This is a genomic window from Bifidobacterium sp. B4079 (assembly GCF_026537385.1).
Classification (GTDB): Bacteria; Actinomycetota; Actinomycetes; order Actinomycetales; family Bifidobacteriaceae; genus Bombiscardovia; species Bombiscardovia asteroides_I.
Window position 1 is genome coordinate 1,109,355 of record NZ_JAFNMH010000001.1, and the last position, 19,539, is coordinate 1,128,893.

Below are 19,539 nucleotides of genomic sequence, written 5' to 3' on the forward strand. Positions count from 1 at the left end.
TGGTATTCAGTATAACCCTTAGCCATGGATTGTCAATTCAGCGCAAGAAGACGCCGCCCACGCCCGGCTACAGCCATCAACAGAACGCCCGCCGCCACACAGCCGGCCGCGAAGATCGGAATGCTACCGGCGGCGATGCCCCCGGCAGCCAATGCATGGGATGAAACCGCGCTCTCGACGCCAAGACGAACGGAGACGGCCCCTCCTCCTGCATGGACCGCCGGAAGCACATTTGCGCCCTGATTGATTTCACCATTGCTTTCAGCCCCCTTGTCAGGCGCATCTGTCAGGGACACGTCGTCCAGATGCAGGGTCTGGCCCGAACTGCCGGAAGCCTCGACAGCGATCCTGGTCTGGCCGCCAACCAGTTCGACCGGCAAGGAGGCCTGCCTCCAGCCTGTGCCAGTAGAGTCAGCCAGGTCGATTTCAGAGGTTCTCCCACCGGATTCGATTGCGATCCTGGCCCGATCCATGCCTTTGGGATTCATATAGGAGAGTTTCAGAAGGTAGCGGCCCGCGTGCAGGGGAACATGTCCCGGTGCATTAAGATCCTGGACGATGGAGGCGTCGCGGGATCGCCCGGGAGCGAACCGCAGGTCGAAGTCGCCCACTCGCCCATAGGCATCGGCTACGTTGGCCACAGCATCCGGATTGACACGCCGCCATCCGGCGATATCGCCAATCACCTGGCCATCCTTATCCCGATACCCGTGCTCGCCTACCGAAATCCTGTCCGCTTCGAAGGACCCATTGAGCACGTAGTCATTGGCCTCGCCAACCGACCAAAGGCCGGTATCCGCATCCAGCCTCCACTGGCTCATGGAATTGAAGAGGGGCGTGCCGACGTCATCGAAGCTCAGCGGATTCCACTGGTTGTAGCCAAGTCCGTTGCCTGCGAAGTCAGCCCATCGGTCGCCGCAGTGGATGACGGTCTCCGCTCTGCTGCCACGCAAGGTGTAGTAAAAACCGGTCTGGGTGATATGGCCGAAATCTGCTCGGCTGCCATCCATGATCACCGTCTGATTGACGGGCTGATACGGGCCGAAAAGGTGATCTGCAACCTGGAAATGAATTCGGGAAGCATCCCACCCGAACAGATCGGAGCCAGCAAGATAATACCGGCCAGCGTGTTTGAAAAGCGCATTGCCTTCACGCCCAAAACCTTGGTAGAGCTTGGTAGGCTCCAGCAAATCCACCCGGCCGTTTCTGGCGCCTATTCTGGCTGCCCAGACACTGCCGCGGCCACGGCCATAGGAATAGATCAGATAACCTGTGCCGTCCTCATCCTGGAAGACGCTCTGATCCCCGGTATTGCTGGTGCCCAGTCCGTAATCGCGCATGTCGATACGCCTCTGGGCTTTGAACGGGCCAGCAGGTGAATGGGCCGTAGCGATCAACACCTTTTTGTCGAAATCGCGACCAGCGGCATCAGTAGGCATCTCATGCTGGATGAGCATGGCATAGGTTTGCAGCTCGGGGATATAGGCAACCCCCGTTCTGCACACCCAACCCGCACGGCGGCCACCGAAATCACCGGAGAAGGCATCGGCCTGTGCTCTGTCCAAAGCCACGCCTTGATAGCGCCAGTCGGACAGATTCTCGGATTTGTAGACATCCACTGAAATGAAGTCATTGCCGGTGAGCGCATGGGTAGGGTCATGACGGTAAGTTTCCGCCTGTGAAAAGTGAACACCATACCAAAAGTGAGAGACCCTCCCCGTGGCCGGATCCGGGAAATCGAAGATTCCTCCGCCTTGCATATACATCGGATTGCCGTCGGCGTCATTCCAGAAACGGTCATTGACGATTTGCCCGCTTCCGCCTGCAGAATGAGATTTTTGCCCCGCTTCTTGAGCGGCGACCGTCTTTGGCGCCACGAATGACAAACCCATAATCACAGCCAGGGCGACAAGCAGAATGGCCGATTTGCGGCTTTTCAGCATATGGCCCCCTATGTGATGCCCTTCCCCTGGCATATGCGAACCACGATTGCCGTTCATGGCCAACCTCCCTGTTGCCGATGGCTGCGGGCATAGAACCTGAGAAATTCAGGAATCCATGCGGTTGATACAACTGTGTATCAACCTCCAATCATTCTACCACACCAGAACAGGCCCGGATCAAAGCAGGGGGGGGGGGGGGGAGAGAGAAGCAATAGAACGAAGGAGGAGAGGGATTGTGACGATCCTATACGAGCAGACCCGTCCATCGCGGTCTGTTTCCGCCTATCAGGGAAAGGCCAGCAATCAGCGATCCTGCGGAAGGGGCTGGCCCGGGCAGGTATGCAGAATGGCCAGCATGGCCTGCTTTTCCGAGCTGGTGACGCTCAGGGAGTACTTGTCCTTGACTGCTATCTGACGGGCTACATAGGAGCACTGATAGTCCTTGTTCTCGGGCAGCCAGTAGTCGGCCGAAGCACTCCCCTTGGCCTGGTTGGCCGGGCCGTCCACGGCAAGGAGATTGTAGGGGTCGTTGCCAAAACGGTAACGGCGGGCCGTGTCCCATTTGCTGGCTCCTGACCGCCAGGCATTCTCCAGGGCGACCACGTGGTCGATCTGCACAGCCGAGCTAGTCTTAGGGCCTCTGATAAATTCAATGGTCCGCCCAGTGTAGGGGTCCTGCAGACGGCCACTGGCCACCTTGCAACCGCCGGGGGTGGTGGTGCGCAGATCAGTCAGATCGCGAGTCAGCACATCCTCTCGCACATTGCAGCCGTTGCCGTCCTCATCGGTCTCCTTGAAGCCGAAAGCCTCGCGCCGGTACTGGCGGCCCGGTCGGGCATGATCGTCCACTGTCAAACCCTGCAGGGTCTGGGCCGCATCGCCGGTTGCCGTATATCGGCCGGTCAGCCGTCCGACTCCACCATTGACCCTTGGCAATATCAGACCGATAGTGATGCCCAAGACCACAGCCACCACCAGAAGGATCAACACACGTTCCGTGAGCGATTCGCGACGAAAGCGGGCCGGGGCGGGATTCCTCAATGTCGAACCGTACCGGCCGCGGCTCCGATACCGATGTCTTCTGCGTCTCGAATCGGTCATCTGCCGCTAATACCTCCTATGCCGGCTGCATGCATGAAATCTCCATCATAGCGCTCAGGCGTAGGCGTAAGTCATTGGGTCGTGTCCTGCACGCACCGGAGTGTCCATGGCATCGATGGAGGCATGCTCCTCAGAGGTCAGGCTGAAACCGAACAGGTCCAAGTTCTCCGCCTGCCTTTTCCTGTGGACGGACTTGGGGATGATGATGGTTCCGTTCTCGATGTGCCAGCGGAGTACCACCTGGGCCGGCGTAACCCCGTGGGCCTGGGCGATTTTCTCCAGTCTTCCGCCGCCGACTGTCAGGTCTGCGCCGCGCGCCAATGGCGAGTATGCCTGGACGGCGATGCCGTGTTCCTTGCAGAAAGCCGTCACTGTGCGCTGCTGCCAGCTGGGATGCAGTTCGATCTGGTCCACGGCAGGGTATTCCCCCGTCTCCCGGTGCAGCCTTTCCAGATGCTCAGGCAGAAAGTTGCAGACCCCCAGAGTCCGCACTCGCCTCTCATCACGCAGCCGATGGAATGCGCTCCAGACCTGGTCGGCCCGCCAATCAAAGGGGGTGGGCCAGTGGATCATATACATGTCGACATAGTCAGTGCCCAGCAGGGCCAGCTGGCGGTCGAACGCCCGAAGAGCACTGTCGTAGCCCTGTTCGGAGTCACGCAGTTTGGTGGTCAGCCACAGGCGAGCACGCTCAGGGCCACTCTGACAGCCGAAAGCCCTGAGACCACGGCCCACCCCGCCTTCATTGCGGTAGCCCGCCGCGGTGTCGATGTGGCGATAACCCAATTCCAAGGCAGAGCGCACCGCCCCAGCAGTCTGATCATCGTCGATTCTGAGCACGCCCAAGCCCACCTGCGGAATGCGGTTGCCGTCAGACAAAAGAACGTCAGGGACTGCTGCCATGGTCCACACCTTCCATGATGCAGCCCGGCAGTCTGCCGGGCCATGCTCGCTCCATTCTAGAGCTAGGGAAGAGCCGGACCCGGACAGAACTGATACCTGTGGTCGAACATGCTTCCCCATGCACCAGCTAGAATTTGGCGATGCCGAAGAAGTACAGCAGGTGGGTGTCGAACCAGTGATAGCCAAGGTCGAATACAGGCAGGAAGCCGATCCGCATCATCATGCCGACCGAACCCCAGGCGAAGAACAGACAGAGCAGAGCCAGCAGCCACATGAGTGCGCTGCAGATCCGCCGTGTTTTGATCAACCGGCGACGACGGGTGGCTTCGGCTCGGGTCTCCTGCTCATGGCTGACCATGATCGTGGCCAGTGGCTCCCCCACGGTTCCGGATCCTGTGGCCCGAGACACCAGATGCTCCATCTGCTCCAGGTCTTGACGGCAGCTGCGCCGGCGGCGCGAGAGCAGGTACCAACCCACAAGGCTGGCCGCAAACAGGGCAAGGAGCACCCAGACCATGTAGATGGGCGCCCCCTCAGGTTGAGTGGGGGGTACATCATCACCGATATAATGCCCCCGCACGATCAGTCGGTGGGAGTTGACGCCATAGGGATAGCAGGTCAGCAGGGTCACGTAGTTGGAATTCTGGATTGGCTGCAGTGCGCTGACATCGGTAGGCAAGATGACCTTAATCTGGTCCACCTTGTAGCTCATGTGCCGTTTGAGCACTCGTATCTGGAAAACATCCCCCTTGCGCAACTGGGTCAGGTTGTCGAAAAGCATGTACCCGACCTCACCGGTATGCCCGGTGATGACGGCATGGATGGTTCGGTTGTCTGTAGGCACGTGGGTCGTGGCAATATGTCCTGTGCCGTCCTTAAGCACCGCATCACTTGTTCCATGGCGCACGGGCAGCTTGACATTGATTTTGGGGATCTCCACATAGGCCATCATGCCCTTGCCGTCCACATTGAGGATCTTGTAGTAGCGACCCAGTGGTTCCTTGACTTCCTTGTACTTGAAGGGGTCCCTCAGCGTAGGCTTGCCTAATTCCTCGTCGTACTTCTTGGCATCGCGCCACATGGCTTTGCGCTGTGCAGGCGAGAGTGCATCCACGATCTGGTCGTAGTTGTCGACTGCGGCGGAATCCTTGGAATAGTTCACGTAAGCTGCCAGCAACGGATAGAGGAAGATTGCCAGACCAATCAGGAAAGCCAAGGTCTCCAGGAGGCCGAACCCTCGCCCTGACTTGCTGGCCTTGCCATTGTTCTTAGCTTGTTTGGATGCAGCCGCAGTTGTCTGGCCTGCTCCCTGAGCATGATTTCCTGAAACAATAATTATAGGAGCCGACGTGGTAGCTTGGCCAGGAACAGGCGCTGAAGCTGCTATTGCATCTGAATTATCCGACTCTACAGCTCTGCGATCCTCAGGTGTTGCCGAAGGTGGATAGGAAGGGGGTACATCGGAACTTGGAGCATAGGCAGGCGGCATATCCGCTTGCACAGCAGGCTTTTCTAATGAGGACGATACTGTCGGAATGGACTCATATGCTACATCACCGTTGCCGGTGGCATTTACTGGGCTGATAGTAGCCGAGTCAGTGTTCTGGTCCATCTATAGCCTTCCTCGTACTGCGCTTCCTATAGTCCAGTTGCCAGTTTTTTGACATATAAAAACCGGCGGTACCTGTATGATACCGCCGGTCTTTACGCATCCTCACAGATGCCTACGATGCCATTTGGTGGCAACATGCCGACATCCCTATGAGAATACCTAGCGTTCATCCCGGTTCCAGGATCGTGCAACTACCCCCAAGTAGATGCCCATCATGGCCAGAATCATAAGCAAAATGCCAGGCGCCACCATGGATGAACCGGTAGCTGCCAGTTTGCCTGGCCCAGATCGCACCACTGGCACGACCTGAGGCACGTCCACAAGCTTAGGGCTTATAGTCACATCATAAAGCGGATGGACCTCCCCCTGCTCGCGGTAGAGCGGCAACTGCACAACTACAGGGTCGGCTTTTACCTTTGCATTCTTAGGTGTGGCTACCATAGTGACCAACCAGTACGAAGCGTGGAAGTAGTCGCCATCAAAAACAGCCGGGCTGCCTCCGGTCAGGCTGGATGCGTCTGAATCGAGATTGGCTCCAGTAAGCCAAACACCTTGCGATTTCGCCTCTGACGCATTGGTTATAGTGCCTTCTTGATCAGAGACACCGTAATATTCAGCGGGCTGCGTCTTGTCTTTGAAAGCATCTGGATTGGCTGCCACCTCGTTGCTGATGGCTGCTTGTGCCTTATCAGCGCCTGGATTATGGTCAAGTGCCTCCACCCGGCTCTTGAGAGTACCTGCATCCAGTCTTAGGGCACGAAAGACGTACCCTGCTCCAGCAGATACAGGAGCACTCGGCAGGATGTCATTCTGGCCTCCTTGACCTGAATGCCCTCTCTTGAGTTGCACCGTCAGGGTCGGGTTAACCGTCGCCGCCTCTGCCGCCGGCGTCATATCGAAAGCGGTAAGTCCTAAACAGGCCAAGGCCGCGATCAGACAAAGCAGGACCCGGCGGGTGAGGCATTTCGGCAAGGCAATTCCCTTCATAAACCTTCCCTTCCAATGCCGCCTTTCGACGACGTAGTTACGTCAGATCCGCTGGCCCAAATGGAATCAGACCAGCGTCCCGACATGCGCGGACCGAAGAAGATCTCAACAGTCCATATGAAAATGGCGGACGATTCACGGAGGAACCGTCCGCCATCAGGTCACCTCACATGATTCTTGATATGACCGTGATCATCAGGCCCGGGCGGCGTTATTGCGCCGATTGCGGGCGTAGAGGGCACCACCCATGATCAAGGCGCCGACAACCAGCAGCAGCAGGATGCCGCGACCACCAGTCAAAGGCAGGGCCAATGGGGAATCTCCATCAGTGGTCTTGTAGTGGGCCAGATACTTGGAGACCGCCTCATTGTTGAACATCATCTTCGTACCAGCAGGGATATCACTTACAGGCGCGTTAAAGCTGCTGCCAAAGTTCAGATCTGTGTATTCTGGCTGCAACGTAGCGTTACGACCATACTTCTGAACGATTGCTTCCTCAGTCAGTCCAACATCCCCATATGTTACCTTTCCGAAGGGGATGCCGGGATTACGCCAGCCCTGTGGGGTCTTAGTCTCAACCAACATCCAGCTTGTATCTTGGACAGTCTTTTCAGCTGCCTGGGCTGGGCCAGTTCCGAAGATAGGCAATGCCGCGAAAACTACCAGTCCTTTGTCGTTGGCTGTAGCCTTGTAAACCTGAACACCGGCGGGAACACTATCGTTTGAGCCGTAGAACTTACCATCTGAAGCTAGGTACTTATCCACAGTATCAGCATCCTTGACCAAACGATATTCCGTACCAGGCAAGGCAGGATACTTCGGATTCTGATTCTTGCTCTGAACAGAACCAAAAGCTACCGCTGCATTGGTAACGTTTGTATGAGATGGCACAGGATCCAGACCCTTGCCACCAGAATCCAGGTTATCAATAAAGTCAGACGCCGCATCGTTAACTACACCACCGGTGCCTGTAGAATCACCATTGCCCGTTACCAATGCATCATAGGTGACTTCAAGCTCCATCACAGGGGCCTTGATTGACTGTACCTTTGTAAGGCCGTTGAAGAAGTTGAATACCCAGTAAGTCACATCAGTAGAAGGCGCATCCGCAAACATCTTCTTACTGGGATCGGTCAGCCGAGCGGGGTTTGCATTAGTAGTTGTATCCGAAGCGAAGTCAGACGATGTCAATGCAGTTATTTTACCATTGCTATCCCGAATGTCGGCTTTGACAGTATTCGCATCGCCCTTCAGCGAGCTAGACATACGATCAGCAAGCCTTATATCGCCCCCATTACCCTGCAATTCACTGACATCGAGCTTTCCATCCCGCTGAACAGCGGCTGTGCCATCATTGTAAATTTTCTGAGACAGCTTATAGGTGACTATATCACCAGCAGTCGCTGTGGTTTGATTCTTGACAGCCCCATCACTACCCTTCACGCTTTGCACAGTCTTGGCGAAAGATTCAGTGCTGACGTTCTTGGGATACAGGTGCAGATGATAGATGAAACCTCGAGTCTGGTTTTCATCCGACCCATTAGTTGCATACGGCAGACCAAAGAATGAATTGACGGCAGTCTTGTACTTTCTCATATCAAGCGCGTGTGCATTATTTGCAGAATCAAAAGCAGGAGAATTAGCTGTATCCTCACTCAGAACATAGTAATGGTTGGGACCTGTGGGGAAAGACAGCTCTGTTCCAGTTAGCTTTCCGTCTGAGCCAACTTGGTACCATTTGTTAATGACACCTTGACCGTCAGTCACACCAGCAAATACCGTACCAGTCTTAGGCTGATATGTACTTGAGTCACTAGCATTGATATCAGCTAGACTCTTGCCATCTGCTGGCTTTACTTCCGTAACCTTAAACATAATGCCTTTGGCAGGAGCCAGATCGTGATTGGAGTCCAGCTGAACAGCATCCTTGGCTGAGCCGGTGGGCGCATAGCCGTCATTCAGTGACAGATACTTTGTAACAGTTAACTGAGGCACCTCGTTTGTATCCAGATTGCCTGGTTTGAAGTCATCTTCAGCGGCAAATCCATAGTCTTCAGCGGCCGAAGCCTGGGTGGCCGGCATAACGACCATGCCCGCCAGGAGCGTCGCCCCGGCAACCGCTAAGCCTAAAAGCTTAGGGAGCCTTGTCCCTTCATTATCTCGTTGCATGTGCATGCACGCATTCCCTTCTTTGTTAATAGGCACAGGATGGCCAGGCACATCTTCACCTCCCCAACCGTTTACTGCCCCGACTCAGGGGGGTGGGCAATATGTCAACTTTGGGACATGCCACTGTTCCCATTGCCTAATCATCACTGTACCGACAAAATATGGACAACGCAAACCGACAAGCCGAACATGCGAAGGCCCCGCCATGCTCTGTGGTCGGGGCCTTGCAGTCTTTCCAGGAACGGGGGCTCAGTGCCGGTTGTCCAGCCGATGGTAGAGCTCGGCTGCTCGCAGGTCGGCCTCGAAACGTCTGGGCTCGCTGTTTTCGTCAATGACGGCCAGCTCCACTCCGGCCATCCGCGCGAAGTCCTCCCAGGCCTCACGGCCCACGGTGGTGGTCATGCAGGTATGATGCGCCGCGCCAGCGCGCAGCCAGCACTCAGCCGAGACCTTGAGCGAGGGCCGGGGCTTCCAGAGTGCACGTGCCACAGGCAGCTTGGCCAGGGATCCGCCGGGCTCAACCACATCCACCACGTTCATGACCAGACGGAAGCGTTCACGTACATCCGCCAGGGAGATGACCACGGCATCCGTGCAGGGTGTGGCTGTGAAGACCAGACGCACAGGGTCCTCTCTGTCGCCGATGGACAGCGGGTGGATCTCCAGGCGGGGCCGCCCCTCGGTCAGCAGCGTGGGCGAGACCTCCAGCATGTGGGCGCCCATGATCTCCTCGTGACCTGGCACAAAGTTATAGGAGTAATCCTCCATGAGCGAGCAGCCGCCCTTGAGCCCATAGCCCATGACGTTGCCGATACGGATCAGAACCGAGGTCTTCCAGTCGCCCTCTGCCGAGAATCCATACCCGTCAGCCATCAGCCGCTGGGCCCCCACGCCGGGCAGCTGATGCAGGCCACCCAGATCCTGGAAGTTGTCCACGGCGGCCGAGGCGCCCACCTCCTCCATCATGGCGCGCATGCCGAGCTCCTCGCGGGCGGCCACAGCCAGCGAGTCGTACCGGGAGTCCAGAAGTTCGGGAGCCACTTCATAGCTGTTCTTGTAGTCCTCGATCAGATCCTTGACTTGGTCGTCAGCGACGGCGTTCACATGGTCTACCAGCTCATTGACCGGCCAGGTGTTGACGGAGACTCCGAAGACCCGCTCGGCTTCGGTCTTGTCGCCCTCGGTGACGGCGACATCGCGCATGTTGTCGCCCCAGCGGCAGACCTTCATGTTGTTGGCGGCGTCCCAGCCGGCGCAGGCGCGCGCCCAGACGCCGATCTTGTCGGCGACCTCGGGATCGGTGTAATGGCCGACCACGATCTTGCGCGGGATCCCCAGCCTGGTCAGGATGTAGCCAAACTCCCGGTCTCCATGAGCCGATTGGTTCAGGTTCATGAAGTCCATGTCAATGGTGTCCCAGGGGATCTCCATATGGTGCTGGGTGTTCAGCTGCAGGAGCGGCTTGCGCAGCCTCTCCAGGCCACGGATCCACATCTTGGCCGGGCTGAAGGTATGCATCCAGGCCACCACGCCGATGCAGGCAGGGTCCGAAGAGGCCTCGACCATGAAGTTCAGGATGGAATCAGAATCCTTTAGTGTGGGCTTCAGGACCAGCTTGACCGGGATGCGACCGGATTCGTTGAGGGACTTGGCAATGTCCGCAGCCTGAACGCCCACCTGGCGCAGGGTCTCTTCGCCATAGAGGTCCTGGGAACCGACGGCGAACCAAAGCTCTTTGCCTTCGAATGGATTTTTCATGCTCATGCTTGCTCCTTTGCTTATGCGTTTGTGCGATGTGATTGCCCGACCGGTTCAGCGCTGGCCATAGACGTGTTGGTAGCGGTCGTTGAGCCGGGCTATGTCGGCCGGATCGATAGGCTTGGGCGTGCCGATCTGCTCAGCCGCCCAGACCGTGTGGGCCACCTCCTCGGTCATGGCGGCCGCCTTGACCGCGGCCTCAGCATCGGCTCCCACAGTGAATGGCCCATGGTTGCGCATGAGCACGGCAGGGCAGCCGGGGTGGCCCTTGAGGGTGTCGACCACACCCTTGCCGATGGCTTCCGAACCGATCAGCTCGAAGGGACCCACGGGAACGGGACCGCCGAACTCGTCGCCCATCATGGTCAGCACGCAGGGGATGTCCCTGCCGGTGGCCGCCCAGGCGGTGGCATAGGTGGAATGGGTGTGGACCACGCCGTAGACCTCGGGCATGTGCCGGTAGATATAGGCGTGGGACAGCGTATCCGAGGAGGGGGCCTCGGCGCCGTCAACCACATTGCCATTTAGATCGGTGACCACCATGGATCCCGGGGTCAGATGCTCATAGCGCACCCCCGAGGGCTTGATGACCATCAGATCGGCAGAACGCAAACGCTGCGAGACGTTGCCCGCCGTCCAGACCACCAGATTCCACCTGGTCAGCTGCGCATGGAGGGTGGCCACTTGCTCGCGCACCAGCTTCACCTCGTCGCGCACCTGGGGTGAATAATCAGCCAAGGACACCATTCTGCAACTCCTTTTCCCGGCCCGATCCCGCTGATCCGGCCGCTTGACGTTTATTTCGTTCCCTGCCTCATCCCTGCAAGGGAATGGTCTTTACGGCCGCCTGTTCGATGGGCAGGCCCTTGGCGAAGCGGCCGAAGAAGGCTCTGAAGCCTTTCACGTCGGCCGGGTCCGGCTGCTCTGTAGTGGACTGAACGCCCGCAAAGACATTGGCGTCCAGGTAATCGGCCAGCGTCTGGTCGGCATGGCCCAGGTAGTCGGCCAGGACGGCCATGCCCCATGCGCCCCCCTCGACCGCTGTAGACATAACCTTGATGGGGGCGTTGAAGGCAGCCGCCAGGATCCGCTGAGCCACCACAGGGGTGGCGAAGATGCCGCCGTGACCGACCATGGTATCCACCTGGACATGCTCCTGGCGGGTCATCACATCCATGCCGATGGTGACCGGCGAGAAAGCCGAATAGAGCTGGGCCCGCATGAAGTTGGCCAGGGTCATCCGCCCCTCGGGGCCGCGTGCAAAGACCGGGCGGCCCTCCTCCAGGCCAGCCAGGAACTCCCCGGAATAGAAGCAGTAGTTGATCAGCCCGCCGGCATCCTTGTCACCCTGGAGCGCCTGGTTGAACAATGCGGCGTAGAGCGCATCCCCCTTCAGGTCCAGGCCTACCACCTTGGCGAAGTCTCCGAACAAGCCCACCCAGGCGTTCAGATCCGAGGTGAAATTGTTGGCGTGGCTCATGCCGGCCGGATCTCCAGCCGGGGTGGTGACCGGATCCACCTCGGGATGGAAATCGCGCAGGGGATGCTCCAGGACCACCATGGCAAAGATGGACGTGCCTGCAGACACGTTCCCGGTGCGGGGGCGGACCGCGTTGGTCGCCACCATGCCGGTTCCAGCATCGCCCTCGGGCGGCGCCATGGGCACGCCGGGCTGCAACCGGCCGCTGGGATCCAGCAGGGCGGCGCCCTCGGAGGTCAGTGCGCCCGCCCGGCTGCCGGCGGTCAGCGGCTCAGGCAGCAGGTCGTGGATGTCCCAGGGCTGCGCCTGAACCCGGGGCAGCTTGGAGAAGATGTCCAGCAGGCTCTGATCGAACTCCTTGCGGGAGGAATCGATGGGGAACATGCCCGAAGCGTCGCCGATGCCGATGACCTTGCGGCCGGAGAGCCTCCAGTGCATATAGCCGGCCAGCGTGGTGATGTAGGCCACCCTGGGCACATGCTCCTCGCCGTTCAGGATGGCCTGGTAGAGGTGGGCGATGGACCAGCGTTCGGGAATGTTGATCCTGAAGGCCTTTGACAGGGCCTCGTGGGCCTGGCGGGTGTTGGTGTTGCGCCAGGTGCGGAAGGGCACCAGCAACCGGCCGTCCTTGTCGAAGGCCAGATAGCCGTGCATCATGGCCGATATCCCCATGGCGCCGATCCTGGTCAGCGTCACTCCGTACCGGCGGAGGACATCCTCGGCCATGGCCGAGTAGGCCGCCTGCAGACCCTGGTGGACCTGTTCCATGGAGTAGGTCCACAGGCCATCCTCCAGCCGGTTCTCCCACTCGACGTCCCCGGTGGCCAGCGTCCGGTAGTCATGGTCGATCAGCACAGCCTTGATGCGGGTGGAACCGAATTCGATGCCCAGACTGGTCTTGCCCTCCTCCAGTTCGCTCACGATGACACCTTGCTCGCCTACCGCCATGTCTGCTCCTTTGCCTGATATGTTAACGCTCACATAATCTGGTCCCGATTGTATCCGAGACCGAAGCGACAGGCAAGCCCGGGGGAAATGCGGGCCGAAGGGGTCAGAACCGCTTGACGGCGTAGCCTAGCGACCGACGCGGAACCACATCCGCCTGGATAAGCCCCACCCCATGACGGGTGACGGGAAAGTCCACCGGCTGGCCCTGGTGGAGCAGAGCCAGAACCTGCCGCATGGTGGCCACCCCCAGATCCTCGAAGCGGGGACGAACCGTGGCCAGCGGCGGAAACATATTATCCACAGTGGGAACGTCGTCGAAACCCACCAGACTTATGTCCCCTGGAATGCGGATGCCGTGCTCCTGCAGGGACCGGGCCACGCCCACAGCCTGGTTGTCGTTGGCAGTGACCACAGCCGAGGGCAGGGAGGCGCCGCTCATGCCCCGCTGATCGATCAGATGGTTCATCAGCATGTAGGACTCCCCCGCCTCCCAACTGCGGGCATGGACCACGGCCGTCCGAATGCGGCAGCGGGCGCATGCCACCTTCCAGGAGGCCAGTCGCGTGGCCGCATCTCGCCACTGCGAAGGACCGGCCATGTACAGCACCCGCCGATGGCCCCGGGAGACCAGCAGCCTGGCCAGACGCTGGACGGCACCCCACTGGTCGATTCCAGTCAGGGCTATCCGTCCGTCGCCCCGCCTGCGACCCAGGGCCTCCTCGACGCTGGTGATGCCATGCGTGGAAGTGACGATGACCCGGGGCTGACCTACCTCTGTTTGGCAGGCGGCCTGGAACATGGTGTCGGTGGGCGTCAGAAAAATGAAGGCATCCACATTCTGCTCAAGGAAGGTGCCGCAGAGCTCCTGGAAACCCCTAAGAGTGCAGGCCGACTCGTCCACCATCATGACCGACATGAACAAACCATGGGAACGAGCCACGGTCTCGATGGCCGTAATCGACGAGACAGGCCCAAAGAGACTGACGCCGCCAGCCACCAGACCTATGGTCCTGCTGCGGCTGGATGCCAGTGCCCGCGCGGAGTTGCTGGGTCGGTAGCCCAGCTTCCTGATGGCCTGCTGGACCTTGATCCGGGTAGCGGGTGAGACATCCTTGGAATTGTTGATGACTCTGGACACGGTCTGGTGGGAGACTCCGGCCAGCCGGGCGACCTCGAACATGGAGGGGCGCTTGGACCGTGAACTGCCGCCGCTGCCTGCGGGCATATGACCTTCTTCCGATAGCCGTGTCGACCGTTCCGATATTAGCTCCTGCCGGGACTGGACGAGGGCAGATGCCAGCTGACCCGGTGCAGACGACTGGGCCCCAGACGGCGAATGGCCTCCAGATGGGCAGGCGCCCCATACCCCTTGTTGCGCTCCCACTGGTATGGGGCCAGGGCTGGATCGGAGGCGGCCAGCCGAACCATAAGCTGGTCACGGGTGACCTTGGCGATGACCGCTGCGCAGGCCACACTGGCGCAGTGGGCGTCGCCCTTGACCTGTGTGGAAACCTTGGGCAGAACCGGAAGGTCGGGTGCGTCAAAGCTATCGGCGGCCAAGGTGATGTAGTCGTGGGGGCCGTCAAGGATGGCGGCCAGCCGGCAGCCAGGCCCCAGGCCCATCCCATGCTCCAATTCGGCCAGTGCACGCAGGGCGGCGATGCCCAGGGCATGAACGATGCCCCACTGGTCGATCTCATGGTTGGAGCAGGCCCCCACCGCCCAGCCAGCAGCCCAGTCCTCAAGATCACGGTACATGGCCAGCCGACACGCAGGGGTCAACATCTTGGAGTCCGCCACCCCGTCAGGGACCGTCAGACAGGGCAGGTCAGCGGACCGGACCGCCACCACGCCGACCATGGCCGGACCCGCCAAGGCTCCGCGGCCGACCTCATCAAGGCCCAGCACATACTCAGCTCCCTGTTCAGCTAGAGCAGCCTCGGTGGCCAGGGTCGGCAGGATCCGCCTCACAGCCGGTTCAGTCCTGCGTCGGTTCGGGCACGGCGTCGAAGACCTTGTGCTGGTTGTTGAGCAGCTTCCAGCTGCCCACAGGGTAATAAGTTAGCAAACCAGTGCCCTTGATGTTCTCCATGGGGACCAGCCCATTGTGGCCGTCATCCTTGTGCAGGCGGGAATCGGCGGAGTTGGAGCGATTGTCGCCCATGACGAAGACGTACCCAAGGTCCACCTTGACCTTGAAGGCAAAGGAGCTGGGCTCCACTCCTGGGCGTAGGTAGGAACTCTCATCCAAGGCGACGCCGTTGACGGTGACTGGGGCGCCATGACCCTTGCAGGCCACTGTGTCGCCGGGCATGCCGATCAGGCGTTTGACCAGGTGACTGCCACGGAAGCTCGGTGTGGACTCTTCGCCTAGCCAGTTAGCGGGGTCGGTGAAGACCACCACATCCCCTCGGCGGGGGGCCACCATGGATCTGGTCAGCCTGTGAGTGGTCAGAATTCTGTCTCCGATGCCGAGGGTGTTCTCCATGGAACCGGAGGGGATGACGTAGATGCTGAGCAAAAATATGCGCAGGATGGCGACGACGGCCAACAGGGCAACTAGCTCGAACAGAAACTCGGGTAGAAAACCGCGTTCGCCCAGCCGTGGGTGACTGCCCTTGGTGGAGCCACGTCCACCGGGACGGTCTAAGGCATGGCGGGGCGGCACTGGGGCTGAGGTGGCCCGTATGCCGTCCGGGTACGGGATTCCCGACGGGGTCGCTTCCTCATCCCGAAAAACCATATCCACTCCTTGTCATCAGCAGGAACCCGCACGCAAAAGATTCCGCATGCCTCATAGCGTACACACCCAAGCATGGAAAAACCCGGGAGAACTGCATCCCGGGTGTTAGCGGCCAGGCCTGGGCTGGATCGCCCGGACCGAACCTACTTGTTGGACTCAGCCTTGTTGTCACGCCGTTCGACAATGCGGGCGGCCTTGCCGTGCAGCCCACGCAGATAGTAGAGCTTGGCGCGACGGACACGGCCGTGGCGCAGCACCTTGATGGAGTCAATCTGCGGAGAGTGCAGAGGGAAGCGACGCTCGACGCCCACGCCGAAGCTGACCTTGCGCACCAGGATGGTCTCGCGCACGCCGGCGCCCTGGCGGGCGATCACTACGCCCGTAAAGGCCTGGATACGGGAGTTGTTGCCCTCAGTGATGTTGACGTTGACCTCGACGGTATCGCCAGGACGGAAGTCGGGGATCTGCTCCGCAGGCTTCATGTGGCTGGCGTCAAATTCCTGAATCGCGTTCATGCTGTTCCTCCATGGCCGCCGCACATCGACCCATGACATGGACCGCAACCACCAAAGGAGGCGATCCTGGACGGAACCCGACGGTCTGCCGTCGGGGGTGCCGATCCGCCGGAGCATCCGGCTGGACCTGAAAGGAAGGGAGCCCATGCGGCAGCCGCCCTTCCGGCGAATAACTCTCCGATAATATACCACGAGCCGGACCTGCAAGGGCCCGGCTGAACATCAGCGGCGATGGGCCCTGTAGAAGGCGATCAGGGACTTTGTGGACTGATCCTGTTCGGCCAGCGCCTGGTCGTCCCGGGAGATGGCCGGCGTAATTTCACGGGCCAGCTTCTTGCCCAGCTCAACGCCCCACTGGTCGAAGGAGTCAATGCCCCAGACTGTGCCCTCGGTCAGGGTGATGTGCTCGTAGAGGGCGATCAGCTCGCCCAGGGCGGCCGGAGTAAGCGCATCACCGAAAATGGATGTGGTGGGGCGGTTGCCGGTGAAGACCCGGGCCGGGACGATGGCCTCCGGAGTACCTTCGGCGCGGACCTCGTCGGCGGTTTTGCCGAAGGCCAGAGCCTTGGTCTGGGCCAGGAAGTTGGCCAGGAAGAGCTCATGCACGTCCTGGTCGCCGTCCTTGGCCGGATTGGGAGTATTGGCAAAGGCGATGAAGTCAGCGGGAATCAGGCGAGTGCCCTGGTGGATCAGCTGGTAGAAGGCATGCTGGCCGTTAGTGCCCGGCTCCCCCCAGAAGATTTCGCCGGTCAGGCTGGTCACTGGCGTGCCGTCCCAGCGCACAGACTTGCCGTTGGACTCCATGGTCAGCTGCTGCAGATAGGCCGGGAAGCGGTGCAGATACTGGTCGTAGGGCAGCACGGCGTGGGAGTGGGCGCCGAAGAAATTGACATACCAGACGTTGAGCAGGCCCATCAGGGCAACTACATTCCGATCCAGAGGAGTGGCGCGGAAGTAGCGATCCACGGTGTTAAAGCCCTTGAGGAACTCCTCGAAGCGGTCCGGTCCGATAGTGATGGCCAAGGAGGTGCCCACGGCGGAATCCACCGAGTACCGTCCGCCGACCCAGTTCCAGAAACCGAAGACGTTGTCCGGATCGATGCCAAAGTCGCGGACCTTGTCCAGGGCGGTTGAGACGGCGATGAAGTGCCGGCGGATGGCCTCGGCTGAGAGGTCCTCACCGTCCTTGGACAGCAGGCCACGCCCCCCTAGGCTCTTCAGGAGCCAGGCACGGGCCTGGCGGGCGTTGGTCAGTGTTTCCAGGGTCGTGAAGGTCTTGGAGACGATGATGAAGAGCGTGGTCTCCGGATCCAGGTCGCGCGTCTTCTCGGCCAGATCGTTGGGATCGATGTTGGAGATATAGCGGGCGCTGATGCCCGCATCCGCATAGGGCTTCAGGGCCTCGTAAGCCATGACCGGGCCAAGGTCGGAGCCGCCGATGCCAATGTTGACCACGGTGGTGATCCGTTTGCCGGTCAGACCGGTCCAGCTGCCCGAGCGGACCTGGTCGGCAAAGGCATAGATGCGCTTAAGAGTGTCGCGGACATCGCCCACCACATCCTGGCCGTCCACAACCAGCCGGCCGCGATCCTCCTCGGGGCGGCGCAGGGCTGTATGCAGAACGGCCCTGTCCTCGGTGTTGTTGATGTGCTCGCCATTGAACATGGCTTCGATCCGCTCCTCAAGGCCGACCTCGCGGCCCAGCTGGGCCAGCAGGGACAGGGTCTCGGGCCGAATCAGGTTTTTGGACAGATCAATATAGAGATCACCCAGCTCGAAGCTCAGCTTTTCGGTGCGCTGCGGGTCCTTGGCGAACCATGCGCGCAGATCGATCCCCTGGCGCTGCATGTCGTCGAAGTGCTGGCGCAAGGCCGCCCAGGCCTTGGTACTGGTAGCATCCACTGGAGGATTGATGGCCATGGTTATTTGGGTCCTTTCATGAGGTGATGCCCGTTCTACCGAGCACCCGGTTCTGTAACCCAAACTACTCACAAAAGCAGACAGAAGACAACAAAATCAGTCAATCTTCTTAACCGAGCCGAATCGCTGTCAGAGTATGTCGTCACGACCGTACTGGGCCAGCTTGGCCACCATGTCCTTGACCTCCTGGCTGCGGGCCCGGGGGGCCACCAGGAGAGCATCGAGAGTATCGACGACGATCATGTCATTCACACCGAGAAGGGCGACCGTGCGTTCCGAGCCCGGCACGACCATGTCTCCGGCTGAATCCAAATACATGACCCGGTCAGCGTCACCCAGAATCTTGATGTTGCGCCTGTTGGATGACGGAAGCAGGCCGGCCACTGAATTGAAGTCGCCGATGTCATCCCAATCGAATCCCGCCGGAACAACCGCCACACCGCCGGCCGCCGATAGGGGCTCGGCCACAGCATAGTCAAAGGCGATCTTCTCGATGCCCGGCCAGTGCTCCTCCATGGCCTCGCTGCGGGCCTGCTCACCCTGGTCCCAGACCTGGGCGATGGCCATGACCGCAGCGTATAGCTCCGGCTTGTAACGACGCAGGCAGTCCAGAAGCACCTGCGCCTGCATGACGAACATGCCTGCGTTCCAGCGATACTCTCCTGTGGACAGGTAGGCCTGTGCCGTAGAGGCATCCGGCTTCTCGACAAATTCGCTGACCAGACGGGCATCAGGGGCCCCGGGAATGCAATCGGCCAGGGAGGGACCTTGGTGGATGTAGCCGAAGGCGGTGGAAGGACGGGAGGCGGCGATGCCGATGGTGGTCACGTAGCCGGCGCGGGCCGCCGCCACCGCCTGTCCCACTGAGGCAGCGAACGCCTTGTCGTCACGGATGATATGGTCTGCGGCGAAGGAGCCCACGATGATCTCCCCGCCATGTCGCTGAGCCAGCACAGCCGTAGCCAGGGCTATGGCCGCCGTGGAGTCGCGTGGAACGGGCTCAGCGAAGAGCGCGTCCGGAGCCAGTTCCGGAAGCTGCTCACGCACCTGGGCCACATGCCGCTGCCCTGTGGAGACGACCACATGGTCCGCTCCGCAGATGCCGGCCAGCCGGTCAAAGGTGCCTTGAATCATTGTTCTGCCTGACCCCAGGAGGTCATAGAGGAACTTGGGCCGGTCCTGGCGGCTCAGGGGCCAGAGCCGGGTACCCACCCCACCGGCCGGAATGACGGCATAGAAATTATCGAGGTCCATGCCCCCTATTGTGTCAAGGAGCTTGTACACCCTTGGCCCGAGGACCAAGGCGTTTTTATCCCGAGCATCCAGTATGATGAAACCTGCTGTCTTCATCCGGCCAGCCCGGAGGTAAGGCAAAGGCCACTTTAGCTCAGTTGGCAGAGCGTCTCACTCGTAATGAGAAGGTCGACAGTTCGATTCTGTCAAGTGGCTCTTTTGACAGC

Annotated in this window: 15 protein-coding genes and 1 tRNA gene; 1 reads left to right on the forward strand and 15 read right to left on the reverse strand. The window is 60.0% G+C overall.

The window, feature by feature from the left end; all coding sequences use genetic code 11:
- Positions 1-32 precede the first annotated feature (32 nt).
- The 15 genes from J3T95_RS04560 to J3T95_RS04630 all read right to left on the reverse strand — a co-directional run bounded on the left by J3T95_RS04560 (position 33) and on the right by J3T95_RS04630 (position 19,333).
- Positions 33-1,943, reverse strand: a complete 1,911-nt coding sequence (locus tag J3T95_RS04560) for a family 43 glycosylhydrolase (protein WP_267450537.1) — start codon at positions 1,941-1,943, stop codon at positions 33-35.
- A gap of 303 nt (positions 1,944-2,246) precedes the next feature.
- Positions 2,247-3,044, reverse strand: coding sequence for an HNH endonuclease family protein (locus J3T95_RS04565; protein ID WP_267444892.1), 798 nt, complete (start codon positions 3,042-3,044; stop codon positions 2,247-2,249).
- A gap of 54 nt (positions 3,045-3,098) precedes the next feature.
- Positions 3,099-3,947 carry an aldo/keto reductase gene (locus tag J3T95_RS04570; protein WP_267401099.1) on the reverse strand — a complete coding sequence of 283 codons (849 nt, stop codon included), beginning with the start codon at positions 3,945-3,947 and terminating at the stop codon, positions 3,099-3,101.
- 127 nt (positions 3,948-4,074) lie between these two features.
- The gene (locus J3T95_RS04575; RefSeq protein WP_220236888.1) at positions 4,075-5,163 is read right to left on the reverse strand and encodes a class C sortase; all 1,089 of its coding nucleotides are present in this window, start codon (positions 5,161-5,163) and stop codon (positions 4,075-4,077) included.
- Between the two features lie 555 nt (positions 5,164-5,718).
- A complete protein-coding gene (locus J3T95_RS04580; RefSeq protein WP_267450538.1) occupies positions 5,719-6,546 on the reverse strand; it encodes a hypothetical protein in 828 nt (275 codons plus the stop codon).
- 195 nt (positions 6,547-6,741) lie between these two features.
- Entirely contained in the window at positions 6,742-8,721 is a 1,980-nt protein-coding gene (locus J3T95_RS04585) for a pilin N-terminal domain-containing protein (RefSeq protein ID WP_267450539.1), read from the reverse strand.
- A 243-nt stretch (positions 8,722-8,964) separates the two neighbouring features.
- Positions 8,965-10,479 carry an L-arabinose isomerase gene (gene araA, locus J3T95_RS04590; RefSeq protein WP_267401094.1) on the reverse strand — a complete coding sequence of 505 codons (1,515 nt, stop codon included), beginning with the start codon at positions 10,477-10,479 and terminating at the stop codon, positions 8,965-8,967.
- A 48-nt stretch (positions 10,480-10,527) separates the two neighbouring features.
- On the reverse strand, positions 10,528-11,220 hold the full coding sequence (locus tag J3T95_RS04595) for an L-ribulose-5-phosphate 4-epimerase (RefSeq protein ID WP_267450540.1): 693 nt from the start codon (positions 11,218-11,220) through the stop codon (positions 10,528-10,530).
- A 67-nt stretch (positions 11,221-11,287) separates the two neighbouring features.
- A complete protein-coding gene (locus J3T95_RS04600; protein ID WP_267450541.1) occupies positions 11,288-12,901 on the reverse strand; it encodes a xylulokinase in 1,614 nt (537 codons plus the stop codon).
- A 103-nt stretch (positions 12,902-13,004) separates the two neighbouring features.
- Positions 13,005-14,126 (reverse strand): LacI family DNA-binding transcriptional regulator, encoded by a 1,122-nt coding sequence (locus J3T95_RS04605; RefSeq protein WP_267450542.1) that lies wholly within the window; start codon positions 14,124-14,126, stop codon positions 13,005-13,007.
- Positions 14,127-14,164: 38 nt separating this feature from the next.
- The gene (locus tag J3T95_RS04610) at positions 14,165-14,872 is read right to left on the reverse strand and encodes a ribonuclease HII (protein WP_267450543.1); all 708 of its coding nucleotides are present in this window, start codon (positions 14,870-14,872) and stop codon (positions 14,165-14,167) included.
- A 7-nt stretch (positions 14,873-14,879) separates the two neighbouring features.
- Complete coding sequence (lepB, locus tag J3T95_RS04615) at positions 14,880-15,644, reverse strand: signal peptidase I (protein ID WP_267450544.1); 765 nt, start codon at positions 15,642-15,644, stop codon at positions 14,880-14,882.
- A gap of 143 nt (positions 15,645-15,787) precedes the next feature.
- Positions 15,788-16,159: a 50S ribosomal protein L19 gene (gene rplS / locus J3T95_RS04620; protein ID WP_220236880.1), complete on the reverse strand. Its 372-nt coding sequence runs from the start codon at positions 16,157-16,159 to the stop codon at positions 15,788-15,790.
- A gap of 222 nt (positions 16,160-16,381) precedes the next feature.
- Entirely contained in the window at positions 16,382-18,079 is a 1,698-nt protein-coding gene (gene pgi, locus J3T95_RS04625; protein ID WP_267450545.1) for a glucose-6-phosphate isomerase, read from the reverse strand.
- A 129-nt stretch (positions 18,080-18,208) separates the two neighbouring features.
- Positions 18,209-19,333, reverse strand: a complete 1,125-nt coding sequence (locus J3T95_RS04630; RefSeq protein ID WP_267450546.1) for a mannose-1-phosphate guanylyltransferase — start codon at positions 19,331-19,333, stop codon at positions 18,209-18,211.
- 122 nt (positions 19,334-19,455) lie between these two features.
- Between J3T95_RS04630 and J3T95_RS04635 the strand changes: the two genes are divergently transcribed.
- A tRNA-Thr gene (locus tag J3T95_RS04635) sits at positions 19,456-19,528 on the forward strand.
- The last annotated feature ends 11 nt before the right edge of the window (positions 19,529-19,539 follow it).